Source organism: Nitrospirota bacterium, assembly GCA_016195565.1.
Classification (GTDB): Bacteria; Nitrospirota; Thermodesulfovibrionia; order Thermodesulfovibrionales; family UBA1546; genus UBA1546.
In genome coordinates this window covers 77,663-104,183 of sequence record JACPZK010000032.1, presented here as the reverse complement: position 1 = coordinate 104,183, position 26,521 = coordinate 77,663, and the positions used below count along the sequence as shown (strand labels likewise).

At 45.2% G+C, this 26,521-nt stretch carries 22 protein-coding genes and 1 pseudogene; 9 read left to right on the top strand and 14 right to left on the bottom strand.

What is annotated here, in order from left to right; genetic code table 11:
* From HY035_11720 to HY035_11685, 8 genes and pseudogenes are all read left to right on the top strand, one after another.
* The coding region (locus HY035_11720; protein ID MBI3379050.1) for a hypothetical protein at nt 1-3,451 on the top strand (3,451 nt) is incomplete at its 5' end.
* Nucleotides 3,451-3,561, top strand: a pseudogene (locus HY035_11715) (hypothetical protein). The gene HY035_11720 and the pseudogene HY035_11715, both read left to right, overlap by 1 nt.
* A 15-nt stretch (nt 3,562-3,576) precedes the next feature.
* Nucleotides 3,577-5,814 carry a hypothetical protein gene (locus HY035_11710; GenBank protein ID MBI3379049.1) on the top strand — a complete coding sequence of 746 codons (2,238 nt, stop codon included), beginning with the start codon at nt 3,577-3,579 and terminating at the stop codon, nt 5,812-5,814.
* A gap of 20 nt (nt 5,815-5,834) precedes the next feature.
* Nucleotides 5,835-6,116 (top strand): hypothetical protein, encoded by a 282-nt coding sequence (locus HY035_11705; protein ID MBI3379048.1) that lies wholly within the window; start codon nt 5,835-5,837, stop codon nt 6,114-6,116.
* Nucleotides 6,113-6,514, top strand: coding sequence for a putative toxin-antitoxin system toxin component, PIN family (locus HY035_11700; GenBank protein MBI3379047.1), 402 nt, complete (start codon nt 6,113-6,115; stop codon nt 6,512-6,514). Before HY035_11705 ends, HY035_11700 begins: the two co-directional genes overlap by 4 nt.
* A 220-nt stretch (nt 6,515-6,734) precedes the next feature.
* Nucleotides 6,735-9,026 (top strand): type I secretion system permease/ATPase, encoded by a 2,292-nt coding sequence (locus tag HY035_11695; protein ID MBI3379046.1) that lies wholly within the window; start codon nt 6,735-6,737, stop codon nt 9,024-9,026.
* A 34-nt stretch (nt 9,027-9,060) separates the two neighbouring features.
* Entirely contained in the window at nt 9,061-9,222 is a 162-nt protein-coding gene (locus tag HY035_11690) for a hypothetical protein (GenBank protein MBI3379045.1), read from the top strand.
* A gap of 413 nt (nt 9,223-9,635) precedes the next feature.
* Nucleotides 9,636-11,021 carry an HlyD family type I secretion periplasmic adaptor subunit gene (locus HY035_11685; protein ID MBI3379044.1) on the top strand — a complete coding sequence of 462 codons (1,386 nt, stop codon included), beginning with the start codon at nt 9,636-9,638 and terminating at the stop codon, nt 11,019-11,021.
* Here the strand turns inward: HY035_11685 and HY035_11680 are convergent.
* From HY035_11680 to HY035_11660, 5 genes are all read right to left on the bottom strand, one after another.
* Nucleotides 11,008-11,643 carry a HEAT repeat domain-containing protein gene (locus HY035_11680; GenBank protein MBI3379043.1) on the bottom strand — a complete coding sequence of 212 codons (636 nt, stop codon included), beginning with the start codon at nt 11,641-11,643 and terminating at the stop codon, nt 11,008-11,010. The two genes, HY035_11685 and HY035_11680, sit on opposite strands and share 14 nt — an antisense overlap.
* A gap of 24 nt (nt 11,644-11,667) precedes the next feature.
* On the bottom strand, nt 11,668-11,805 hold the full coding sequence (locus HY035_11675; protein MBI3379042.1) for a rubredoxin: 138 nt from the start codon (nt 11,803-11,805) through the stop codon (nt 11,668-11,670).
* Between the two features lie 156 nt (nt 11,806-11,961).
* A complete protein-coding gene (locus HY035_11670; GenBank protein ID MBI3379041.1) occupies nt 11,962-13,179 on the bottom strand; it encodes an FprA family A-type flavoprotein in 1,218 nt (405 codons plus the stop codon).
* A 29-nt stretch (nt 13,180-13,208) separates the two neighbouring features.
* A complete protein-coding gene (locus HY035_11665) occupies nt 13,209-14,342 on the bottom strand; it encodes a hypothetical protein (GenBank protein ID MBI3379040.1) in 1,134 nt (377 codons plus the stop codon).
* Nucleotides 14,339-16,159: a PAS domain S-box protein gene (locus HY035_11660; GenBank protein MBI3379039.1), complete on the bottom strand. Its 1,821-nt coding sequence runs from the start codon at nt 16,157-16,159 to the stop codon at nt 14,339-14,341. The genes HY035_11665 and HY035_11660 overlap by 4 nt, the downstream gene beginning before the upstream one ends.
* 156 nt (nt 16,160-16,315) lie before the next feature.
* Between HY035_11660 and HY035_11655 the strand changes: the two genes are divergently transcribed.
* A complete protein-coding gene (locus tag HY035_11655) occupies nt 16,316-19,198 on the top strand; it encodes a UvrD-helicase domain-containing protein (GenBank protein MBI3379038.1) in 2,883 nt (960 codons plus the stop codon).
* A gap of 69 nt (nt 19,199-19,267) precedes the next feature.
* Here HY035_11655 and HY035_11650 read toward each other — a convergent pair whose 3' ends face one another.
* The 9 genes from HY035_11650 to HY035_11610 all read right to left on the bottom strand — a co-directional run bounded on the left by HY035_11650 (nt 19,268) and on the right by HY035_11610 (nt 26,508).
* Nucleotides 19,268-19,618, bottom strand: coding sequence for a DUF86 domain-containing protein (locus HY035_11650; protein MBI3379037.1), 351 nt, complete (start codon nt 19,616-19,618; stop codon nt 19,268-19,270).
* A complete protein-coding gene (locus tag HY035_11645; GenBank protein ID MBI3379036.1) occupies nt 19,611-19,952 on the bottom strand; it encodes a nucleotidyltransferase domain-containing protein in 342 nt (113 codons plus the stop codon). Before HY035_11645 ends, HY035_11650 begins: the two co-directional genes overlap by 8 nt.
* A 105-nt stretch (nt 19,953-20,057) precedes the next feature.
* Nucleotides 20,058-20,852, bottom strand: coding sequence for an adenylate/guanylate cyclase domain-containing protein (locus tag HY035_11640; GenBank protein MBI3379035.1), 795 nt, complete (start codon nt 20,850-20,852; stop codon nt 20,058-20,060).
* A 3-nt stretch (nt 20,853-20,855) separates the two neighbouring features.
* Nucleotides 20,856-21,404, bottom strand: a complete 549-nt coding sequence (locus HY035_11635; GenBank protein ID MBI3379034.1) for a hypothetical protein — start codon at nt 21,402-21,404, stop codon at nt 20,856-20,858.
* A 1-nt stretch (nt 21,405) separates the two neighbouring features.
* Nucleotides 21,406-21,576, bottom strand: coding sequence for a hypothetical protein (locus tag HY035_11630; protein MBI3379033.1), 171 nt, complete (start codon nt 21,574-21,576; stop codon nt 21,406-21,408).
* Between the two features lie 98 nt (nt 21,577-21,674).
* Nucleotides 21,675-22,409 carry a DNA repair protein RecO gene (gene recO / locus HY035_11625; GenBank protein ID MBI3379032.1) on the bottom strand — a complete coding sequence of 245 codons (735 nt, stop codon included), beginning with the start codon at nt 22,407-22,409 and terminating at the stop codon, nt 21,675-21,677.
* 75 nt (nt 22,410-22,484) lie between these two features.
* Nucleotides 22,485-22,937, bottom strand: coding sequence for a bifunctional nuclease family protein (locus tag HY035_11620; protein ID MBI3379031.1), 453 nt, complete (start codon nt 22,935-22,937; stop codon nt 22,485-22,487).
* A 114-nt stretch (nt 22,938-23,051) separates the two neighbouring features.
* On the bottom strand, nt 23,052-24,242 hold the full coding sequence (locus tag HY035_11615; protein ID MBI3379030.1) for a pyridoxal phosphate-dependent aminotransferase: 1,191 nt from the start codon (nt 24,240-24,242) through the stop codon (nt 23,052-23,054).
* Between the two features lie 148 nt (nt 24,243-24,390).
* Nucleotides 24,391-26,508: a tetratricopeptide repeat protein gene (locus HY035_11610; protein ID MBI3379029.1), complete on the bottom strand. Its 2,118-nt coding sequence runs from the start codon at nt 26,506-26,508 to the stop codon at nt 24,391-24,393.
* Nucleotides 26,509-26,521: the final 13 nt, after the last annotated feature.

Here is a 26,521-nt window from a genome sequence, read left to right as displayed (position 1 = left end):
TGACATCATAGAAGGCGGAAGCGGAGTAGACGTGCTTGCAGGAGGCACAGGAGACGACCAGATATTCGGAGAAAACAAAGGAGAGATGGAAGACATCATAGCAGCAGGAGAAACAGCACAGAGCATAAATGAAAAAGGAGACCTGGTATCAGGCGGTGCGGGCAACGACCTTATTTACGGCTCAAATAAAAAAGACGCCCTATTAGGCGGGGACGGACATGATTTGCTTGTAGCCGGAGGCGGTGACGATGTAATCTTTGGAGACAGAAGCCTGGCCGGAACTTATATAGCAGCATCACTCTTAGAAGGCAATTGGGATGAATTAGACGACTATGGCTATTACCTCCTTGTTTCTTCCTTGGAGAGAGACGGCATAAGCACATACTATCCTGTTAAAGCTATTAATAACATGCCCGGATACTACGGAGTAGCCCCTGACAAATGGGCTATTGAATATAATGGACAAAGCCTTACATACAGCAATGTATATCTTGATGTGAATGAGGGCAGCGGCGACGACACAATCTACGCAGGCACAGGAAATGACGTTGTAATTGCCGGAGGCGGAGATGATGAGGTTTATGCAGGAGCCGGGAATGACATCGTCGAAGGAGGCGAAGGCAGCGATGCAATATTCGGCGGAGAAGGAAATGACAAACTCTACGGTGATGCAAGCAATACAGCCGTAAGCAATCAGGGCGACGACTACATAGACGGCGGCGCGGGCGACGACACGCTCTATGGTTACGCCGGTGATGACGACTTATTCGGAGGCACAGGCAATGACAAAATTTACGGCGATGAAGGCAATGACTATATAAATGGGGAAGACGGAGATGACACAATCCTCGGTTATGCAGGGGATGACGACATATTCGGAGGAGACGGCAATGACCTTCTTGCAGGTGATGATGAGGGGATAGCTCTCAGCGAACACGGAAATGATTACATAGACGGCGGAGGGGGAGACGACAAAATCTGGGGACAGGGAGGCTCGGACAACCTCTTTGGAGGAGAAGGTAATGACTATCTTCAGGGAGATGAAGGCGATGACTATATTGACGGCGAGGCAGGCAATGACACAATCTTTGGCAGCGCTGGCGATGACGAGATATTCGGCGGAGACGGCAGCGATCAGATTAGCGGCGATGAAGGCGACGACACCATAGACAGCGGACAAGGAGACAACACATCAGACACCATCTATGGCGGCGCGGGTAACGATACCTACATCTTCGGCAGAGGGAACGGTCAGGACATCATCATAGACAGCAGCGGCACAGACGCCATCCAATTCGCCGACGATGTAAACCCTGAGGACATCACCACCGTGCGTCTGGGCAATGACATGTATTTCCTTATCAACGACAGTGGCGACATACTTCAGATAAACGACTGGTGGATAGGCGACACAAACAAAATAGAAAATATCCAGTTCGGCGACGGAACCGTGTGGGACGGGAACACTCTGACGCCAATGATTGTGCAGGGCACAGATGGCGATGACGCTGTGACAGGTAGTTCAAACAACGACAGTCTGAAAGGACTTGGAGGCAACGATACCATTACAGGTGGAAAGGGCAACGACACCCTGAACGGCGGCGACGGGGATGACACCTATTATTTCAACATAGGCGACGGGGTTGACACTATCACTGATACGGCAGCGGCAGGGGAAGGCAACAGTGTCGTGTTTGGCGCGGGCATTACCGCCGATGACCTGAAATTGAGCTATGAAGGGAATACCCTCATTGTTACCATCGGCTCAAACGGCGATGCGCTGCGGTTTGAAAACTTCAATCATGATGACGCCTACGGCTCTCACGCTGTGGAGAGCTTTACATTCGCGGACGGAACAACCCTTTCCTACAGCCAATTGATAGACAAAGGCTTTGATATAACCGGCACCGCAGGCAATGACTCCCTCAGCGGCACCAATGGCGCCGACAGAATCAGCGGACTTGAGGGAAACGATACCCTGAACGGCAGAGCAGGAGATGACACCTACATTTACAACAGTGGCGACGGCCTTGACGCCGTAAACGACAGCGGCGGTTCCGATACCATAGACATGGGCTCCGGCATCAACTTTGACAACACCGTCATCCGAACTGATGCAGGGACAGCCCACCTGCGTCTTTTGGATGATGAAGGAAATGAAACCAATGCGGGCATGGACATAACCCTTAATCCTGATGGTACTATCCCGGTTGAAACCGTCTCCTTTGCAGACGGCACAACATTCACCCCCGAAGAGCTTCTCATAACGGCGCAGACGATCTACGGCACCAACGACAACGACACCATTATCACCGGCCGGAACGACGACACTGTTTTCGGCGGAGAGGGAAACGACACCCTTTACGGAGAGGGCGGCAATGATTGGCTTTTTGGAGGCACCGGAGACGACATCCTCTCAGGCGGAGCTGGTGATGATTATCTTTATGGCCGTGACGGCAATACATGGGGAGACTCTGGTGACGACAGGCTTGAAGGAGGTTCAGGTAATGATTACCTTTTTGGCGATGACGGCAATGACTATATAGACGGCGGCGCGGGGAATGACACAATTCTGGGTGGAAGTGGAAATAACGAGTTGTACGGCGGAGAAGGAGATGACATTATTGAGGGCGATGAAGCAGGTAATAACTATATTGACGGCGGCGCTGGAAATGACAGCATAAGTGGTGGTTCCGGCGATGACATTATCTTTGGCGGTTCCGGTTATGATACCATCTACGGCGGAGCAGGCGTCAATATCATAGACGGTGGTTCAGACGATGATACCATCCATGATTTTGGCGCTGAGGGCAAGAATACCTATATTGTAAACAGAGGCAGCGGCTTTGATTATGTAAATAACGCATTAGGACGGTCGTCTGTAAATGGAGATACCGTAGTTTTCGGAGAAGGCATCACCCCTGATGACCTAAGTATCCAGATAGGGATAGAGGAGGGCGAGACCGGGTGTTTCCTTGACATAGGCATAGGTAATGGTGAGGGGATTCATATTACGACGAGTAGCGGCGACCATCCCGCAAGCACGGACTTAGCCGATCTTTCCGTAAAACATTTTGTATTTGCCGATGGGCAGCAATTAACGCTTGGGCAAATAATAGCCCGCGCAGGCGGTGTCATTGATGAACAATGGGGCACAGAAGGCGATGACACTTTAACCGGCAATTCAACAGATGATTATATGGATGGATTCAGGGGCGATGACACTTTATATGGACAGGCAGGCAATGATACGCTTGATGGCGGCGAAGGCAATGATACGCTTTCCGGAGGGACAGGCGATGACACCTATATCTTTGGCAAGGGCAGCGGACAGGACACAGTCATAGACTCAGACACAACTTCAGACAACACTGACACTATACTTCTTGACAGCGGCATTCAGCCCTCAGATGTTAGTCTCCAGCGAAGCGGAGATAATCTTACCCTTTAATTACAGGGACAGATGATAAGCTGACAGTTTCAAACTGGTTTCTTAATGACTCAAGCGAATATCAGGTAGAGCGCATTCAATTTGCCGACGGCACGATCTGGGATGTTGATGCAATCAAACAGTTTATGCTGCAAGCCACAGAAGGCGATGACACCATCATCGGGTATAGTTCAGATGATGTTCTTTATGGAGGATATGGGGATGATAATATAAGTGGAGGCTCCGGAAATGATGAGATATACGGCGATGAGGGCAATGATGTTATTGCAGGGGACGAGGGCGATGACATTATTGCAGGTTATTCAGGCGATGACGTCATTACAGGCGGTAAAGGGAACGATGAGCTTGCCGGGGAAGAAGGCAATGACACCCTTTCCGGCGGCGCGGGCGATGACACCTATTATTTCAACATCGGCGACGGGGTTGACACCATTGAGGACACGGCCACTGATACGGAAGGCAACCTCATCATGTTCGGCGATGGCATCACGAGAGATGACCTTACCATGACGCAGGACGGCGATGCGCTGACAATTGACATAGGCAATGGGCAAGGGGCTATAGGCGATAGGATTCAACTGCTCAATTTTGACCGGAACAATCCGAATGTCCGCACAGTGCAATTCGCCGACGGCGCACAGATTGCGCTTGCAGACCTGCTTGACCCCGGCACAGAAGGGGATGATGTGATCAATACCGGCGCAAAGGACGATGTGATTAATGCAAAAAGCGGCAACGACATCGTCAATACGAACGGCGGCAATGACACCATCACCGGCGGAAAAGGCGATGACACCTTAAACGGAGGCGCAGGCGACGACACCTACATCTTCAATGCAGGAGACGGCGTTGACACGATAACCGATACTGCATCGGCAGATGAAGGCAACACCCTGCTATTCGGCGAAGGCATTACCCCGGATTCATTGAGCCTGAGTCTCGGCTCTCTGGCTATCAAGGTTGGAAATGACGGTGATGAAATTCATATCGAGAACTTTGACCCTAACGATGCTTATGGAACGCACGCGGTGGAGACATTTACATTCGCTGACGGAACAACCCTTACCTACAGCCAGTTGATAGACAGAGGTTTTGACCTCGCCGGAACCGCAGGCAATGACACCATTACCGGCACCAACGTTGTTGACAGAATAACTGCTTTTGAAGGTAACGATATTATTTTATCCGGTGATGGGGATGATGTGATTGATGCAGGAAGCGGAGACGACACAATTAACGCAGGAGAAGGCAATGATATAATCACAGGCGGTCTTGGCAATGACATCCTCAACGGAGACAGTGGAGATGATGCCTATACATATAATATCGGTGACGGGTTAGACGCTCTCAGCGACACATCAGGCACAGATACAATTACAATGGGAACAGGCATTGACTTTGACCACACAATCATCCGCATAGAGCAAGGAGTAGCGCATCTTAGATTGCTTGATACAGAAGGCAGCGAAACATCAGAAGGCATAGACATCACCCTCAATCCTGATGGAACCATTCCAGTTGAAACAATAAACTTCGCCAATGGAAGCGCCTTTAATGCGGATGATCTTGTCATAGAACAGAAAACCACCTACGGCACAAAGAAAAGCGATGTCATCCGCACAGGACGGCATGACGACACAATCTACGCAGGCAAAAGCGGCGACATCGTCTATGCAGGACTAAGCAACGACACCATATACGGAGAAAAAGGCGATGACAAATTGTATGGCGAACAGGGCAACGACATTATTTATGGAGATAAGGGGAATGATCTGCTTGACGGCGGAAATGGAAACGACATCCTATACGGCGGAAAAGGCAAAGACACACTGATAGGAGGCAGGGGTAACGACACCATCTACGCAGGCAAAGGCAAGGACACCATCCTCTTCAATAGTGGAGACGGGCACGACACAATACACGACACAATAAAGGCAGGCGATGGGCAAGGGGCAATAGGCGATAGGGACAGGGATGAATGCGATTGGGGCAATGACAACGACATAGTAAAATTCGACGTAAATCCTCTCGACCTGATATTCTCCCGCTCCGGCAGCGGCCTTGAAGTCATGATCAATGGAGGCACAGACAAAATTACAATAGAAGACTGGGGTTGGAAAGACGAATGGCAAAAGGCGAATGGCAAAGGGCAAAAGACTAAAGGGAAAGACGAGAAAGAATATCTGATAGATGAATTCAGGACCGCGGACGGAAGACACCTCGATGACAGGAGGGTCGAACTGCTTATACAGGCAATGGCATCGTTCTCTGCAGACAACGGCATGAGCTGGACAGAGGCAATCCAGCAGAAACCGCAGGAGACGCAGGCGGTGCTGGCGCAGTATTGGGAGAAGGCAGCTTAAAGGTGAAGGGGTGAAAGGAAATGAAGATAGGCAAAGGGCTAATGGCGAAAGGCAAACGGGAAATGGGAAAAACCTTGCTGAGGAAAACAATATCGCTTCCTCCCGAACTTGCAAGAGACGCCGAGAACATGGCATCTGAGGAGGGCAAGACACTGAGCGCGGTCGTTCAGGATGCGCTGAGACTTGTTAAGAAGACCAGGCTGAAAACCGAATTCGTTCAGATGCAGAACTACTGGAGCAAAAAGGCAAAGGAAAAGGGGATTCTTAACGAAAAGGATCTCCAGAGATATATTAAAAGGTGAGGGTTGTATTTGACACAAATATATTTATCTCGGCCCTTATAATACAGGGCAGTCAGGCAGAGGCCGCAGTTCTTAAGATACTTGAAGGCTCAGACACATTAATAATCTCGCGTGAAATCATAAACGAAATTCTGTCGGTTCTATCCGCAAAGTTCAGCCGTGAAAAAGAGGAATTGGCTCGTGTTGCCGTAAATCTTGCCGACCTTTCCGAGATGGTCTATCCGACTGAAAAAATAAATATTCTGAGGGATGTCCCTGATAACCGCATCCTTGAATGTGCCTTGAGCGGGGATGCCGATATTATTGTGACAGGCGATAAAGAGATGCTGAAACTGCAGGAGTATAAGGGTATAAGGATAATAACACTCAAAGAGTATTTAACGGTGAATGGTGAATAGGTTAATGTGTGAATCTGTAAATAAGGATTTGTCATTGCGAGGAGTGAGACCCCTTCTTCTGTCATTGCGAGGAGTGCAGCGACGAAGCAATCTCGTAGTTGGAATGAGAGATTGCTTCGCTCCGCTCGCAATGACAAGAGGGAAAGGGCTCGCAATGACAAGAGGGAAAGGGCTCGCAATGACAGAAAGCTGATAGCTGGAAGCTGAAGGCTTAATTGCTATGACAGAAAACATAAACACAAATTCTCAAACAAAGGACAGCCAGCCCAAGCTTGATACGGGTTTGGCTTGCCTTGTGATGATTGCGAAGTTTCACGGAGTTGCGGCAGATGCCGAACAGATTAAGCATGTTTTTGCCATTGGAAATGACGGCATGAATGAAACCGATATTCTAAGGGCTGCAAAGGAACTGGGTTTTAAAGCAAAGGCGGCAGATGTGGAATTTGAAAGGCTTCAGAAGCTGCCATTGCCGATGATAGTGGAAATGCATTCAGCTGTCAGCAATCAGCCATCAGCTACCAGCGAAAAACAATATGTTATCCTTGCCAAGATAGAGAATGAGCAATTACTGATACTTCATCCGGCTGAGAATAAGCCAAGGATTTTGAAGAAAGATGAGTTTGTAGCCCTTTGGGCAGGCGAAGGGCAAATGGCGAATGGCAAAAGGGAAACAGAAAAAGGCGAAAGGGAAAAACCTTTAGCCTTTAGCCCTTCGCCTTTAGCCAATGCAAAGGGCAAAATTATTCTTCTATCTCATCGTGGATTTGCTTTTCTGAAATCCGAGGAGTTCTTCGGGCTCAAATGGTTTATCCCTTCAATATGGAAATACAGGAAACCGCTCTCAGAGGTGTTGATAGCATCCCTCGTACTTCAGATATTCGGGCTTGTCACGCCCATATTCACACAGGTAATCATTGATAAAGTCCTTGTGCACAGGGGCTTGACTACTCTTGATGTGCTTGCAATCGGACTTATAGCCATAGCCCTGTTTGAGGCTTTGTTAAACATACTGAGGACCTATGTTTTTACACATACCACAAGCAAGATAGATGTTACTCTCAGCACAAGGCTGTTCAAACATCTCCTGGCCCTGCCCTTAAGATATTTTGAGGTGAGAAGGGTTGGCGATACTGTTGCGAGAGTAAGAGAGCTTGAGAATATAAGGCATTTCCTTACAGGAGCGCCGTTGACGTCTGTGCTTGATGTGATGTTCATGGTTGTGTTCATAGCAGTCATGTTCTTTTACAGCACAACATTAACTTTGGTTGCTCTGGCAGCGCTGCCGTTATTTGCAGGACTCTCTGCGATTGTAACGCCGATGCTCAGGCACAGGCTTGATGAAAGGTTCAACAGAGGGGCGGACGCCCAGTCCTATCTCGTTGAGGCCGTTTCAGGAGTTCAGACAGTGAAGTCCTTTGCGCTGGAGCCTGCCGCCCAGAAAAAGTGGGAAGGGCTTCTTTCAAGCTATATCAGAGCCAGTTTTAAGACATATCAGTTATCAGGAATTGCCGGCGCAATAGGACAGTTGATCAACAGGTCGTCTTATCTGGTGATTTTATGGGTCGGAGCGCATCTTGTGATAGAGGGGAATTTGACAGTGGGGCAGTTGATTGCGTTCCAGATGCTTTCAGCAAGGGTGAGCGACCCGGTGCTCAGGCTTGTTCAGATGTGGCAGGAATTTCAGCAGACAGGAATTTCCATAAAGAGGCTCGGCGATATATTCAATACAAAACCTGAGCCTGCAATGGATACTTCAAAGGCCAGGCTTCCGGCCATCAAAGGAGATGTGAGGCTTGAGGGCGTGAGATTCAGATACAGGGTTGACGGCTCCGAGATATTGAGGAATATTACATTTAATATAGAGCCGGGCATGACCATAGGCATTGTCGGCAGAAGCGGCTCAGGGAAAAGCACACTCGCAAAACTTATGCAGAGGCTTTATATCCCTGAATCAGGCAAGATTCTCATAGACGGAATTGACATATCGCTTGCAGACCCTGCGTGGCTCAGGCGTCAGATAGGAGTTGTGCTTCAGGAGAATTTCCTTTTCAACGGCAGCGTGAGAGACAATATAGCGATACATTATCCCTCTGCGAATATGTCAGATGTGGTTAAGGTTGCTAATCTGGCAGGCGCGCATGATTTTATTCTTGAACTCCCTGAAGGATATGACACTATGGTTGGAGAAAGAGGCACATCATTGTCGGGAGGACAGAGGCAGAGGATAGCGATAGCCAGGGCGCTCCTTACGAATCCGAGGCTTTTGATATTTGATGAAGCAACCTCCGCGCTTGATTACGAATCCGAGAGTATAATACAGAACAATATGAAGAAGATGTGTCAGGGAAGGACTGTGATAATAATAGCTCACAGGCTTTCAACATTAAGACATGCCAATAAGATAATGGTTATTGACAAAGGCGAGCTGATTGAATCAGGAAGCCATGAGGAATTGCTTGGCAGGCAGGGATTATATCATTATTTATACAGTAAGCAGGCGATGGGGGAATAAAGGCGGGCAATAGGCTAAAGGCGAGAGGCTATAGATGATAGGGAAAAGAGGAAGGGTTAAAGGGAAAAAAGACAAGGGTGAATCGGTGAATGGGCTTGCCCGCCTCTGGCGGGTGAAGAGGGGGAATTGGTGGTCCTCTGCCTGTCATTGCGAGGGCGAAGCCCGCGGCAATCTGACTGCAAAGCAGTCACCCTGAGCAGTAGCGAAGGGTCTCATCCCATTGAGATTCTTCGGCTTCGCCTCAGAATGACACTTCGTGTCAGATTGCTTCACCGGAGCCTGCCCTGGGCGACAAATGAAGATTGCTTCGCTTTGCTCGCAATGACAAAAGAAGGGTGACGCAATGATGGGAAAAAAAGGGATGCAGTGATGACAAAAAATTGCAATGACAGAAACTAACGGGACTCTTTAATTTGTCATTGCGAGGAGTGAGACCCCTTCTTCTGTCATTGCGAGGAGTGCAGCGACGAAGCAATCTCGTAGTTGGAATGAGAGATTGCTTCGCCCCGACAAATCGGGACTCGCAATGACAAAAAATCGTTCGCAATGACAGAAGAAGATGAACGCAATGACAACTAACAATGTGAGACAATTGAAGGTGGTTATCAGATGCTTAAACGGCTAAAAAATCATTTTAAAAATGACAATCTTGAATGTGAATTTCTGCCTCCTGCGCTTGAGATAGAGACAACACCTCCATCTCCTGTCAGAAGGGCCTTGATATGGTTAATTTTTACGCTTACCATCGCGGCTTTTGTCTGGTCCTATTTCGGAAAAGTTGATGAGGTTGCAGTTGCACGCGGGAAGGTCATCCCTGACGGAAGAGTTAAAGTCATACAGCCTATGGAAATAGGAGTGATAAAGGCTATCCATGTGCAGGAGGGGCAGATGGTGAAAGAGGGGCAATTGCTGATAGAGCTGGACCCCACAATCAAGCAAGCGGATATGGAAAGCAGTGCAAAGGCATTGTCAATATATCAAACTGACAGAGAGAGACTTATTCAGGAGCTAAATGGAGAAGGGCAAGAACCGGCAAAGGGCGAAAGGCAAAAGGTAAAAGGGGAAAAGCAAAAGACCGGAAACCGTGCGCCTTTAGCCATTAGCCTTTCGCCATTACAGAAACAGCTCAAAGATGCAAGGGAATCGGAATATAAGACAAGAGAAGAGGCATTGCGTCTTGTCATTGCGCAAAAAGAGAGCGCTTTACAGGCGTCAGAGGCAATCCTGAACAAACTGGAGAAGACATCCGCAATATTAATAGAGCAGGAGGCCGCATACAGGAAACTTTATGAGAAGGATTTTATCGCAAGGATGGAATTGCTGGAAAAACAGAAGGAATTCCATACGACCGTGAATGAATTTGAAGCGCAGAAAAAGATCGTAAAGCAGGCGATAGACAGCCTTGAAGAGGCAAAAAAGAATCTTGAGACATTGAAGAAAGAGCGCGAAAAGGCGCTGCTGACCGATATTGTAGAAAAGGAAAAGAATATCATTGCGATTGAAGGAGAGACAGTCAAGGCGAAAAAGAGATACGAGCTTGAAAAGCTCTGCTCTCCGGTAAGCGGGACGGTTCACGGACTGGCGTCATACACCATCGGCGGAGTGGTAACGCCTGCCCAGCCGATTGTCACTGTTGTTCCCGATGGAACGCCCCTTGTAATAGAAGCAATGGCCTTAAACAAAGACATCGGGTTTTTAAAAACAAATCAGGAAGCAGAAATCAAACTTGATACTTTCCCGTTCCAGAAATACGGGACTATCAAGGGAAGGGTTGTATCCATAAGCCCCGATGCCTTTGAGGATGAAAAGCTGGGCCCGGTATATAAAATAAAAGTTGAGATGGAAAAATTATACATTGCCGTTGACGGCAAAAAGATACATGTCTCGCCGGGAATGGCTGTATCGGTTGAGGTGAAAACTAACAAAAGAAGGATAATAGAATTTTTCCTTTCGCCTATTGTTAAATATGCAGACGAGGGGCTTACTCTGAGATAGAAAGTATCGCTTCCTGTGCAATCTGCCCGATGGTTTTTTCTTTCAGCTCTCCATCTTCATAAATTGCAATGAGCCTGTCATCGTTTTTAAGTTTTTCCAGTTCCGGTTCAGTCTGAGAGGCCCTCATCCTGCCGAGCGCCCATGCTGCAAGGCCTCTGAGCAGCGGTTCGGGATTTTGAAGATAAGAAAGGATAAGCGGAATTGCGTGAGCAATAAGTTCAGCATTAACCTCCCCTATCCTTCCGGCTGCAATCAGCACTCCTGATGCCAGCATCTCTTCATCCAGGAAAGACATTATCACAGGCGCAACATCTGAAAACAACTCGGGGTTGTTCCTTACAATCTCACCGAGCATCTCAGGAGAACTCCAGCCGATTCCTCCTGACTCGTCCCGTATCATCCAGAGCAGGCGTCCGGCAGCGTTCCTCACAATTTCCGGTTTTGTCTTTGCTATCTCTTTTGATACAATGCCGAAAGCCTCTATGGCGCGGCAACTGATAATGCTTTTTCTGTCATAGGTGAGCGAGATAAGTGTGCTCAGAAGCCTGCCATTGCTAAGCGGCAGTTTCATCAGAGCGCCATATTTTTTATCTGATAAAAGTTTTATTATTTCGCTTTTCAAAAATTGCCTGCACATACTCCTTATTTATCTTATTTTTTCAAAGGCGTCCTTGGGCGCATTGCACACAGGACATTTCCAGTCATCCGGGAGCTGTTCAAAAGGAGTCCCCTCTACTGCCTCATCATATTCGTAACCGCATACCGTACATTTCCAGACTGACATATTTCCTCCTCCATTATTAATACAAACGCCTTAAGTAAAGTGTCATTGCGAGGAGTGAAGCAACGAAGCAATCTTGCAAATTATACTTAAGATTGCCACGCTCCCGCTGGTCGCTCGCAATGACAATGTAACGGCATTTAATGCGTTTGTATTAGATTACTCAAATTTTTTATGATATTCTTTTATCTTCCTTGCAAAATCTCTTCCGAATTCATAACACCTGCTCTCATCTTCGCTTGACGGCTTATAAACAACCTGCAGGCCCGGTTCAACTGCCTCAAGTCCCATTTTTTTAAATTCCTCATAAACCTCTTTTACTGCCCCTCCGCCCCAGCCATAACTTCCGAATGCTCCGATGATCCTGTTTTTTGGTCTCAGCCCTCTCAGATGCGTTAAGAACTCAGCAACAGACGGGAACATGAGATTATTTAATGTAGGCGTTCCGATAAGGCACCCTCTCGATTTCCAGAACTCCTTGATTGCAACGCTCATTGGTGTTGACCTTAGCTTTATAACCTTGCACTCAACCTCTTCATCCTTTAGGCCCTGCATTAGGGGCAGCGCCATATGCTCTGTGCTGTGCCACATGGTGTCATATATGATTGCAACGCTCTCGTTTGCCTTGCCGCCTGCCATATCGAGATACATCTGCAAAACTTTCTGAGGATTTGCCCTCCAGATTATTCCGTGATCAGGAGCGACCATATCAATCTCCAATCCAAGTTTCTGTACCTCTGCAATCTTATTTTTTATAAGTTGTCCGAACGGCATAAGGATATTTGCATAATAATCAATGACCGCATCTTCAAGCTCTGATATGGACTCGCAGGTCACATATTCGTCATCAAACCTCGCTGTTGATGCGATATGCTGACCGAATGCGTCCTGGCTGACAAGCACCCTGTCTTCCTTAATATAAGTCATCATAGAATCAGGCCAGTGGAGCATCGGGGTTTCCAAAAATAGCAAGGTCCTTTTTCCTATATTTAATGTGTCCCCGGTTTTTACAACCTTTACATTCCATTTTGACAAATCAAAAAACCTTTCAAGTCCCTTTCTGCCTTTTTCCGTAATACAGATTGTTGCATCAGGCGTAAAATCCATAATCCTGTCAATGCTTGTGGCATGGTCATTTTCAATATGGTTGATAATTATGTTCTTTATCCTGGAAGGCTCGACAACTGATTTTATGTTTTTAATTGTGATATCTGCAAAATCATATTTAACTGTATCCAGAAGCGTTATTTCATCATCCATTATCAGGTAATTATTATAGGTTGTGCCGCGAGGCGTTACATACCCGTGAAAATCCCTTACAGCCCAGTCTATTGCCCCAACCCAGTATATGCCATTTTTTATCTCTACAGCCTTCATCTATTCCGTCCCCCTTTTGTAACAATTTTCTATGCTTCTTCTGTTTTCTCTTTATCTTTTTTCATTTGCGAAAATTCCGCCATTGCCTTTTCTGCGCATTCAGGGCATATGCTGTGGGTGAATTCCGCCTCTGAACGGTCGCTTATATATGCTTCAAGATGTTCCCAGTAGTTTTTATCATTTCTGATTTTCTTGCAATAAGAACAAATGGGGACAAAACCTCTTAATGTTTTTATTCTGGCAAGGGCATCCTGAAGTTCAGAGATGAGTTTATCACGCTCGGCCAGGGATTCTTTCAACGCTATCGCGTATCTTTCCGTCGTTAGCAGATATAATGTCAACAGCGCTGTAAACAGCAGACCCGCAGATAAAACAAACAGGGCGCTTTCAAAGGACCTGTTTTTGTGGATAATGCCATATGTGGTAATGGATGTTAGAACCCCTGTTAGGCCCACAACTGCCGAAGGTAAATAGCGGCCGTGGAATATTGGCATGGTGCGAATCAAGACATCAGCCCCTGAGACAGACAAGGACAAATATGGCATTGCAGCGGCAAACAGCCCCGAACCCAACAGCACAAATGCAATAGCCGTCGGCATGGCTACCGGTATTACGGCTCCTCCATAAAGCAAAGGCGCTTCAAACAAATAACTGGTCAAGATTGCAAGCCCTATTATCAAAACCCCGGTTGCCATTACAACGACAAGATACCGTCCGGATTTCGGCGCTTGAGGAATACAAAGCAGAAACAACTGGGACCATCCTGATAAAAGAAAGGCCGAAGCTGTGACAGGTGACATACGGCCTGTGGGAAAACCGCGCAAGGTCCCTGATTCACCGGCAAGCAGTTTTTCAATTCCGAAATCTGTGCCGAGGGAAAACTGGATAAGCATCAGCAGCGCAAAAACAGCAATAACAACAGCGGCTACTTTTGAGAACAGGATTGCAAGATGATGCGCGCCCCAGCGTGCGGATGCAAATAATGAACTGCCCATAATGATAAATGCCAATGCAGTGCTGGGCGCCATGGGAATATAATCAGGCCTGATACTGTGAAGCAGCCATAGATTTGTAAGCCAGCCGATTATCGCAATGAATCCGATGCCTGCTGTTGACACTGCACATGCCTGAGCAATAACCCTGTAACTATCTTTATTCCTCATTTATCCAGCGCCTCTCTTACCTTCTTCAGAAGATTTGCCGGAGACATGGGCTTTGCTAAAAAGTTCAACCCCTCTTCAATTATTCCCTTTTTGCTGATGAAATCTGCTGAATAACCGCTTGTCATAAGCAGTTTTATATCAGGCTTTACCTTTTTGATTATCTCGTATGCTTCTCTGCCGCTCATCTTAGGCATTACAACATCAAGCAGGAGAAGATCAATCGCATCTTTGTTTTCCATAAATTTACTCACCGCTTCCTCTCCGTCAACCGCCTCTATGACTTTATATCCTGACTCTTTAAGCACATCCCTGATGAGTCTTCTGACTGATGCTTCATCCTCTGCAAGCAAAATTGTCTCTGTTCCGCGTGATAAAGGAATACCAACAGTTTCTGCCGGCTTTACTTCCTTAACTGCTGCTGTTTTAAACACAGGAAGATATATCTTTAATGCCGTGCCCTTGCCTATTTCACTATAGCAATTAATATAACCGTCGTGCTGTTTGATTATACCATACACTATTGAAAGCCCCAGCCCTGTGCCTTTCCCGACCTCCTTTGTCGTAAAGAACGGCTCAAATATTCTTTCTCTTGTCGCCTCATCCATGCCTGTGCCTGTATCCGTTACTGTTATAAGTGCGTATGCGCCGGGGTTGCCGTACCCGTGAATCTTTATGAATTCATTGTCAAGTTCTATTACTTCTGTTGCAATGGTAAAGGTCCTCCGAGCTGCTCGGAGCATGGCATCCCTGGCATTTGTGGCAAGGTTCATTAATACCTGCTCTATCTGCCCGGAATCGGCAAAGACATCTATGGCCCCTTCATGCAATATCGTTTCAACCTTTATATCCTCTCCTATAATCCTCAATAAAAGCTTTTCAACCATCCTTATTATCCCGTTCAGGTCCACAGGCTTCCTATCCATTATCTGCTTTCTGCTTAAAACGAGAAGGTTCTGCGTAAGGTGAGCCGCCCTGTCCGCCGCTTTAAGCATATGCTCTATGTTCAAACGCTGCGGGTCGTCTGCTGCCATCTTCATCAGTGCGATATGTCCGTAGCCAACTATCGCTGTAAGGATATTGTTGAAGTCATGCGCAATGCCTCCGGCAAACTGTCCTATTGCATCCATCTTCTGCATATGGCGGAGTTGTTCTTCGAGTTTCCTGCGTTCGGTGATGTCCTGACATGCAACAAGTACAACTATATCGCCTTTCTGATCCTTTGCGGTGCAGGCGATTTCTCTTACCCAGACAATACGACCCTCTTTATGAACCTTGCGAAATTCCCATCCATAAGCTCTGCCGGGATTTTGCAGAACCTCTCCGAACTGTTTCAGAAGCGCGGGCTTGTCCTCGTCATAGAAGATGTCAAGCACCGGCCGGCCTATCAACTCCTCAGGCTGATACCCCAACTCTCCTACTGCAAACTGGTTGAGTGAGACCACATTCCCGGAGGTATCCAGAGTAAAGTTCATGGTAGGGACATTATCGTAGAGGATTCTATAGCGTTCTTCACTTTCTCTCAGCGCTTTCTCCGCCGTCCGTATAGAATGAAAATAAGTTCTGATGCGAAGGACTCCTGCAAGCATGAGCGCAGAAATTATCAGGGCAATGACTTCAGGCAGGTCGAAAGTTATTGTCCGGCCCTCAATTAGAAAAGAAACAAAGGATAGAATACGGCGTGATGTCATAAGCGCCATAGCCAGAGAAAGGAAAATCCACGCAAGCTTTCTGCCTGTTATCCGTATTAGCAGAAGGGCCGACACAGCCGCTGCCAACTGCAGCCCAATTGACAGGAGAAAGAGAATAATGGGAATCAAAAAAGCCTCCGACAGTTATATCTTTCAGAATTTCTCCAGCCCTGTTTCATTCATCCTCCTTACCTGAGAATACCACCAAAACCCGAAGTGTGCAAATCCTTTTTACATGAATGGCATTGCAAGCAAAAATCTCCCTGTGTTATTCTGAGGACAAACATGAACAGCTATCTTGACACCCAAAAAAGCGTAATCATCTCCTCGCCTGCAGGCTCCGGCAAAACAGAAAAGCTGGCAAGGCGGTATATAAGCCTTCTCCTTGACGGCTCTGAGATAGAAAAAATCCTCTGCATCACCTTCACGGAAAAGGCAGCGGCGGAGATGAAGGAAAGAATCTTTAACATCCTTGAAAGGGAAAATCCCGGCCTGTTCCTCATGATTAAAGAAAAGATGCCGCTGATGAGAATATCAACAATCCACGCATTCTGCCTTAAACTGCTAAAGCGTTTTTCGATAGAACTCGGAGTAGACCCTTCGCTTGATGTCATGGATGAGTTTGAGGCGTCGCTCCTCTGGTCAGAGGCCGTTTATGAATGCGTGATGGAAGAAAAAGACAAGCCTGCGCTGTTCTTTGACATGATGAAAGACAGGGGGATTAAGGGCTGGGATAAGGTATTTTCAATCCTCAATACGCTGTATGCAAAAAGACCCGTGTCGGAACTGCTGCTGAGGTCCACAGAAAATGAGAAAAATCCCCCCATCCCCCCTTTGTCAAAGGGGGGCGAGGGGGGATTTTCAGAAGAAAAAAGAATTCTTAAACTCTACTCACAATGCCTTGAACAATATAAAAACAAAAAACTTGAACGCCATCTCCTTGATTTTGACGACCTTGAGATCATGACATACGAGGCGCTTGCCAGCCACCCTGAATGGCAAAACATCCTCTATTCGTTTGACGAGCATACAGACCATATACTCGTTGATGAGTTTCAGGATACAAATTCAATCCAGTGGCAGATTATAGACAAACTCACAGAAGAATGGCGCTCGGGCCTTGGATCAAAGAGAAGCAGAGGGAAAACTCCTACGATATTCCTTGTCGGAGACGATAAGCAGTCAATCTATCTCTTCAGGGGAGCAAACGCAGGCGTGTTTGAAGAAGCAAAAAGCAGGCTTTCCGAATGGCTCGGCAATGAATATCACTTTGAAGAAGCAAAAGAAAATTTCAGGAGCCTGCCTGCAATCATAAACTTTGCAAACGCCCTCTTTGAGAAACTCATGCCTCCTGCCCTTCATGAGACATGGCAGACCAGATACGCGCATTTTGAGGCAACAAGGAAAGGAGAAGGAAGGGTCGAGCTTGCGCTTGCAGAAGCAGGAGACAACACCAAGAAAAGCCGCACAAAAGAAGCGTCTGCCTTGGCAAAAAGAATCAAATCCCTTGCAGGCATATATGAAATATCCGACGGAGACAAGAAAAGGCCCTGCGCCTTCGGAGACATGGCAGTGCTTTTAAGAAAGAGGACTCACCTCACATTATTTGAGAGCGCACTGAGAAAAGAGCATATACCTTTTATTGTGGTGAAAGGCATCGGGTTCTATGACGAACCGGAGGTTGCTTTGCTGCGGGAACTCCTTTCTTTAATTATTGACCCTCATGATGACTACAGCCTTTTCTGCGTGCTGAGAAGCCCGCTGTTCGAAATTGATTATGAAACCCTCTTAAATCTGATTGCTGGCCTACCGACTCGTAGAGAAAACAACCAGCCTCTCATAAATAAACTTCAGGCTGAACTGGAATTCTCAGGGATATTCAGGATGCTTCATAGCTGGATAGAGAAATCAAGAAGCACGCCGCTTGCAATAATACTTGAAGAGGCGCTCACAGAGACAGAAGGCTGGAAACACTACAGGGAAAAACAGAGGCAGGCTAACATAAAGAAATTTATAAAGCTCATTGAGTCCTACGAATCAGCAGGGTTTTCAGTGCTTGAGATACGGGAGAAACTCATCAAGGCAAGGGATGGGGATGAGCCAAAGGCAAATATAAACACCGAGGGCATGAACGCAGTAAAAATAATGACAATACATGCCGCAAAAGGGCTTCAGTTCCCTATGGTATTCCTCCCGTCTCTTGACGAGCCGGATACCCCGAGGAGCAGTTCAATTGTCATTGACGAGGAAGGCAGCAGTATCTCAATTGCTTATGAAGAAGATTCTGCAAAGAGGAAAAATATCGCAGGGTTCGCACGAAGAAAGGAAAAAGAACTTGAGGAAGGGAAACGCCTTTTTTACGTGGCTGTTACAAGGGCCAGGGATTTTCTGTGCATGCTCGGAGTTCTGAACAAAGAGAAATCTCCTGCAGGAAGGCTTGCGTATCTCACAGAAAATTTTGACGTACTAAAGAATAGAAAAATAAACAGCAAAACTGATTTCTTTGAAATACTTACCGAGGCGGAGATAGAGAAACTTTATTCTGCTTCCCTTCCCTCTCGTGCTGATCTTCATGCTCCAAGATTTACTGCACAGGAGCATGTATTCACAGAACCGCTGACTTTTACGACAGATGTAAAATGGAGAGACGTTACAGAGGACTTGGACATACGGATAACTCACGGCGAAGAATGGGTTATTCTCGGCAGGATTTTTCACAGGCTGTTTGAAGAGCTTTCAAAGGGAATTCTGACGCCGGAAGGCTTAAATGAAAGAACTCTCTCACTGCTGAAAAATGAATTCCTTTCTGACGAGGATATTCAGAAACTCAGCGGTATTGTGCTTACTGATTTTCAGTCGCTGAAAGTAAACGGACACCTAAATAATATAATTCTGCCCCGTGGAAATTCATTTGCGGAACTGCCGTTTATCCTTCAGAAAGGCAGTGCTGTTTTCAGGGGAAGAATTGACAGGATAATCATTGAAAACAATACTGCCGTAATTTATGACTACAAGACATTTCCAGTAAAAGATGAAGATATGCCTTTACTCTCAGAAAAATACAGGTTTCAGATGGATATCTACAAGGAAGCGGCAGGCAAAATCCTTTCGCTGAAATCAAAAGCCTATCTGCTTTTCACACACAGGGGGCTGCTGGTGGAGATGTAAATATTTTTAGCAGCTTCAGATACAAACAAATAATCGTTTATGAGCGTTCATCAACTGCAAGCGGTATGGCTAATCGGCTTCCTGCTTTAAAATCTCTTTTACCTGCTTACGCAACTTTGGGAGTTCTTTTTTTACGATGCTCCAGATAATCTTATAATCGATGCCAAAATAGAAATGAATGAGTTTATCCCTTAATCCGGCGACCTTCTTCCATGGGACATCAGGATATTTAGCCTTGAACGCTGCTGCTATGTTTTTCGATGCCTCTCCAATTACCTCAAGATTGCGAACTACAGCATCCTGCGCCTTCCTGTCCTCAAGAAACTTCCGATAGGTCAGCCCTTTCGTGTAGAGACTGATCAGATTTATCGCCTCATTAATATCTCCGAGAAAATCCTTGTCTCTTCGTTTCTTAGACATAAATCATGCTCTTTTTAATATCTTCTGCAATATGTCTATACCTTGGATTATGAAAACTCCTCTTGAAATGCTCAAACGTTGCAACGTCAACTTTTCTCCCCAATTTTTCTTCAAGCGTGTCGGCGAGTGCAACGAACTCCAATCCCAGAGTTTTATGGAGGTCTACAAGGATATCTATATCGCTCTTTTTCTTCTGACTGTCTTTTGCGAACGAGCCGTACAGGACAATTCTTTCAACGCCGTATTTGTCTTTCAGATAGGGCAGTTCTTTTTTCAGGATTGAAATTACTTGCTCACGCGTCAGCACAGTTGTTCTTTTGGATTGTTTTTTCATTTTCCGCCTTCGCCTCCTTCAAATTCTCTGTCTATATCTTACCAATATCCGAGCCGAGATTTCAGGATAGGTTCATCAACAGCAAGGGACATATTCTGTTTTTTCCTATAAGTATTTCAATCGGGCTATTATTTTGACCCACTCAGAAGGCTCCGCAAAATCCAGATTGAACGAGAAAAACCTATAAGGCTTTTCTGGCTGAGTGTATGACCATTTCCAGTCTTCGTGTTTTTCTTCATTGCAATATCCTTGAAGCAAGGAATGAAGATTGCTGTACATATTTTCTCCAAGCACAATACCATTTGATGACGCAAATCCCTGTAGTTTAGAAGCTCGATTAGCTGCATCACCGATAACAACAAGGTGATTAGTACCGTCAATGCCTATCCTTGAAATTAACACTTCACCCATATCTATGCCGATCCGAAAATTAAGAAAAGGAATACCTTTCTCAATGAAGTTGGCTTGAATAGCATTCAACATTATATATCGCATTGCCATAGCTGTTTCTATCGCATCTCTTGCAATTAAAAAGCTGTCTCTCGTTTCGGTGCCAATAATTGCCATAATTCCATCGCCAGTGTTTTTTTCAATCTCACCTCTCCAGCGTTTTACGACGTGCATCATCTGTGGAATTATGGTATTGAGCATATAAAGAACCTGTTCATTTTTGAGCTTAGATGTAATTGATGTAAAGTCTTTAAGGTCAAAAAATAAAATCGCAGCCTCCATTCGTTTCCCACTTCCAATAGGTACATTTGTAATCTCAGGCATAGTAAGACCATCTGTAATATTTCTTATCCGAACGCGTAATAAGACTTTTTGCATTTTTAATCTATTGGTAATGGTCTTGTAAAAACCTGGCACCCATTTTAGTGAGAATGGTTTTCTATTGTTCATTTGTTAGTAGAAAATTACTCCTTTTAGGATTATTAGAAGACAAATTAAGAAAAGCTGAAACTTAATAGCATTGATGCTTAATCTTAAGTTATTCATTTTGTCAAATAGTCCTTTTGCCAATATATGAGATTGCTCTAAAACATCTTCCAATACATCTTTTTCCTCTGTCTTTTTTTCTTTTTCAATGTATTTTTTGCAGGATAGTTTTGCTATAGAACCGAAGAAAAAAAGCGATTCAGAGCCATTACCATTATCTTCATCTTTCTTGATGTTATCTTTTTCTTTTAAGAAGGGATAAATAACATCAAAGACATAAGCTATGGAAAATATACTCGCTATTCCTATTAACACAAGCAAGACGTTTGAAAGATAGCAAGACCACAAATGAATAACATATAAACTGGTAACCTGATGATATTTTAGAAATATTGTCCCAATGACAGTACCATTCCAAGCTATGATAATAGAACTCTTAGTGTTTGTGGAATTTATATAGAAATCAAATCTTGATATTTTCTTTAAAACATTTTCTATTCTGGTTTTGTCATCCATTTCAAAATATCTCCCTCACCACCATCACCTCATTCCCCCCGTGGTCGATGACTTTGACGGCGATGCGTTTTTCTTTGCATGATTTGAAAAATACAGAGGGAAGTGCTGCCGCTACATCTCGCAGAGTCAAGTCTACGACATTATTATTCTTCTTTGGAGCCTTCTTCGCCAAAACCACCTCCTCAGAAACTTGTGAAATATTAATAACTTTCATGTAAAAAAGCAAATATTTCATCTGCCTTCATAGGATTAAAAATACTCTTTTTGATATTATTTTGTGAGATTATAGAAGGCCTCTGATTTCAGCGGCTTTGAGAGGGTGTGTCTTATGTGGTCGTTTATCATTCCCGAAAGTTCTGCAAAGAGATTCCCTGACGGTTTTATCCTTCCTGCCAGTGAATTGTCCCACTTTCTCAGGCTCTCATAAAGCCTTATAGACCCCTGTGAGAGCTTCACATGCGAATCCACACCTGTAGCGCAATTCTCACAGAGGATGGAACCGTGCGAGACATAAAAACTGAATCCTGATTTTCCGCATCTTGCGCAGCCGTCAAGCCTCGGGGCATAACCCGCAAGGTCAAGGAACTTCACCTTATACATGATTACTGTGTGCAGCGCAGCGCAGTCTTTTTCCATTGTCTTCAGTATATCCAGAAGAAGCGTGAATATTTTTTTATTTGCTTCATGCTCCGGAAGCATATTGACGGTAAGCTCGATTATCTCTGAGGCTTTCAAAAAACAATCCAGCCTCTCTCTCATGGATTTAAACGGCAGGATTATATCTGACTGCGTCAGGCGGGGGAGATTAGCATCTTCCTTTCCCCAGAATGATATCTTTGAGTATGTAAGAGGTTCAAGGCTGCTTCCGAACCTGCTCTTTATCTTTCGCGGGCTTTTGGCGAATGCCTTTATAAGGCCGAAATCATAAGTTAAAAATGTTACTATGAGGTCTGCTTCTCCGAAAGGGATGGTTTTTAAGACAATGCCTTCAGTTCTGCGTAACATAGAAGTTGAAAGTTAAAAGTTGAAAATTAAAATCCGAAACTCTTAACTTATAACTTATAACTCTTAACTTTTCTCTCACATCACATTCCCAAAATCCTCTGGCTTCAGATTTTTAAGCCATTCATCCAGCTCATCCTTGGTTCTCTTTTCAATGATGCTTTCTTCAACAAAGATGGGCGCGTTAACTCTCAGGGCAACTGCGATTGCATCGCTGGGCCTTGAATCTATTGATATCTCGTCCTTGCCGTCATTGAGATAGATGAGGGCATAAAATGTATTGTCAAGTATCTCGGTAACTGCAACCCTTGTTATTTTCATCTTAAGATTATGCGCCATATTCTTAATCAGGTCGTGGGTCAAAGGCCTTGGCGTTACAATCTTTCCGAGCGCAAGCGCAATGGAATCTGCCTCCGGTTTTCCAATCCATATAGGCAGGGTGGCTGTACCTTCAGCGTCCTTCAGAAGCAGGATATACATACTGCTTCGCGGGTCAAACAACAAACCTTCAACTGTCATACGGACAAGCATAATTATTAAACCTTACGTCCTTACGTCAAAAAGTTGTTTTAAGATAACATTATCACGCGGGATTGTTCAACAGGAATTGAAACTTTTATATTATGCAGAGGCAGGATAAAGTATTTATTTTAATCCGCTTACAGCCTCTCTTATTCTCTTTACGCCTTTCTCAAGATTCTCCATAGAAGTCGCATAAGAAAGCCTTATGTGATTGTCATCGCCGAATGCATCGCCCGGCACAAGCGCAACATTCGCCTTTTCAAGCAGATGGAGCGCAAGGCCGGATGACGAAGAGATTTTTTTCCCGTCAGCCTGTCTGCCGTACAATTTTGATGTGTTAGGAAATGCGTAAAAAGCGCCTGTAGGAGTAAGACAGCTTATGCCCGGGATTGCATTAAGTTCAGACACAAGATATTTTCTTCTCTTATCAAATTCCACAAGCATTGTCTTTATAAAATCCTGCGGACCCGTTAATGCCTCAACAGCCGCCTTCTGCGCAATTGATGTGGGGTTTGACGTTGACTGGCTCTGTATATTTGTCATCGCCTTAATTATATCTTTAGGCCCTGCTGTATAACCAATCCTCCATCCTGTCATCGCATATGCCTTTGAAAGCCCGTTCACAACAAGGGTTCTGTTCTTTATCTCGTTTCCGAGCGATGCGATGCTTGTATGCACAAATCCGTCATAGATAAGCTTCTCATATATCTCATCGGAAATCACATAGAGGTTATGCTCCAGTGCAATGGATGCTATGTCCTCAAGTGTCTTTCTGTCATAGGTAAGCCCTGTAGGATTTGAAGGAGAATTAAGTATTATTGCCTTTGTCTTTTTTGTTATATGAGATTTAAGGGCGTCTGCTTTAAGTACAAATTTATCTTTCTCGTATGTCTTAACAAAAACAGGCGCGGCGTCATTTAAAATCACCTGATCGGGATAGGAAACCCAGTAAGGAGCGGGGATTATAACCTCATCGCCATTCCCGTAAAGCGCCTGCGCAATATTGTAGAGGCTGTGCTTTGCGCCGCATGAGACAATCACATCTTCGCGTGAGTATTCAAGGCCGTTGTCTTTCCTGAACTTTTCTATGATTGCGTCTTTAAGAGGGTCAATCCCTCCGACAGGCGTGTATTTTGTAAAGCCATCCCTTATCGCCTTTATGGCCGCCTCTTTAATATTTTCAGGAGTGTCAAAATCAGGCTCGCCTACCCCGAAATTAATGACGTCAGCCCCCGCTGCCTTCATTGCCTTTGCCTTTGCATCAATCGCAAGTGTCGGTGATGGTTTTATATTTTTTGCCCTTTCAGAAAGCATGCGCAAATTCTCCGTTCAGTTTTGCCTGATAATTCCCTGTTGTCTTGCTACAGGGTGTCCTTCTTGTCATTGCGAGCGAAGCGCGGCAATCTTTCCTTTGAGATTACTTCGGGACTTCGTCCCTCGCAATGACGGCATGAAGCAGTCTTCAATCAGTAATATTGAAATATTTTTTAAGCGCGTCTTTTGCCCCGGTTCTTCCAAGGGAAGAAGCCTTTTTCCATGCATCTTTGGCTTCGTTGTCTTTCTGCTGGAAATACAATGCATAGCCAAGGCTTTCCCACGCAAGGCCGTATGAGGGGTCAACTGCTATCGATTTCCGGTAATAACTTTCAGCCTTCACGTAATCTTTTTGGTTTTCGTATGACAGTCCGATGTTATTAAGGGCGTCTTTTGCCCGGGGATCTATCGCCAGAACCCTGTTGTAATATTCAATGGCTTTGCTGTATTCTCCTTTTTCATTATAAACATAGCCAAGCTCAAACAGGGCATTTGTGTGGTTCGGGTCAATGCTTACAGCCTTCAGATAATATTCTATTGCCTTATCCGTGTCTTTCTTGTTCCACTTGTAATCGTAGCCCTTTGAGTAGTATTCGGAAGCGCTCAGGTTCGTTGGAAGAGGGGCAGCGCTCTCAGGGACATCCGTGATATTGTAATATTTTTTAAGGGCGTCTTTTGCCCCTATCCTTCCAAGAGAAACCGCCTTTTTCCATGCTTCTTTGGCTTCATTGTCTTTGACCTGGTAATACAAGGCATAGCCAAGGCTTTCCCACGCTATTCCGTATGAAGGGTCAACTTTGATTGATTCCCTGTAATACCCCTCAGCCTTCGCATATTCCTTCTGGGCTTCATATACCAGCCCAAGATTATTATGATAAGCAGGATCCTTCCCGTAAAGCTGAATTGCCTTTTCATAGGCAGTTATCGCCTTGGGATACTCTTTCTTATCATAGTAAAGGTTTCCTATATAGAAATACGAAAGGTCGTGGTCAGGTTTTACTGTGGTAACTTTCTGATAATAACCTATAGCCTGATCTATATCGTACTTGCCGAACTCTTTATTGCTGTAAAGAAATCCCATATTGTAATAAACCAGATAGTTGTCGGGACTCGCTTCGCTCGCTTTTTTATACCAGTACTCCGCATCTGAAAAATTCTTGTCTTTAGTCTCAAGAATAATGCCGAGATTAATCATTGCATTTACATAGCCGGGATTGATCTCTATGGTCTTTCTGTAATAATCCTTGCTTTCTGCATACTGCTTCATATCTTCGTAGAGTATTCCCATATTGTAGTAAGCCATGTGATATTTCGGGTCGCTCTGAATGGCTTTTTTATACCACACCTCTGCCTCTTTATATTTTTTAGCCTTCCACATGACAAGTCCCATGCCGTTGAGGGCCAGGGTATAGTTTGGATCAATATCAAGCGACTTTTCATACCACTTCTCTGCATTCTGATGGTCATTCAGCCGTGAATATGCCAGCCCGATGTTGTTAAGAGCGTCCTTTGCGCTGGGATTTAAAGCCACAACTTTGCTGTAGTAATCAATGGCCTTGCGATACTCTCCCTTCTCGTTATAAACATAACCCAATTCAAACAAAGCATTTTCGTGGTTCGGGTCAATGCTTATAGCCTTAAGATAATATTCTATTGCCTTATCCGTGTCTTTCTTGTTCCACTTGTAATCATAGCCTTTTGAATAATAATCAGAGGCTTTGCCGGGCGGCAAACTTGCGACCGCAGGTTTCTCCTTTTTAACATCTTCCGACTCTGCGCCGGTAGCAACAATCTTAAGCGCTTTTTGCAGAGACTCTGCGAGTGAAAAGGCTACTGCATCCTGCAGTGCATACATTTCGCGAAATGACTTCCTTTCATCAGCAGTGCTTAGTACTTTTCCTGTCTGCACCTCTACAAAACGGGCAGTGATGCGAACCTCGTCTCCCACAACCTGAAATGCTCCTATGACAACTATATCAACGCCAGCTATTTTACCTGCCTTAACAGCAGTTTTCTCATCCACTACCCCTGCTTTCTGCAATCCCATTTCCTTGAAAGCCGCATCCAATTGAGACCGCTCAATAAGCGATACTCCCCTGATGCTGCCTAATTTTGCTGTAATTGTTTCGGGAATCGCTTCAGACAGCCAGTTAAGATCCTGTTTCTGCATCAGGTTTTTAAAAGGCAAAACAGCAATCCTTTTTTCCTGAGCATCCGCCTCTACAAAAGAAAACAAAAGAACCAAGAGAATTACAATTTTTTTCATGTCTTCCTCCGAC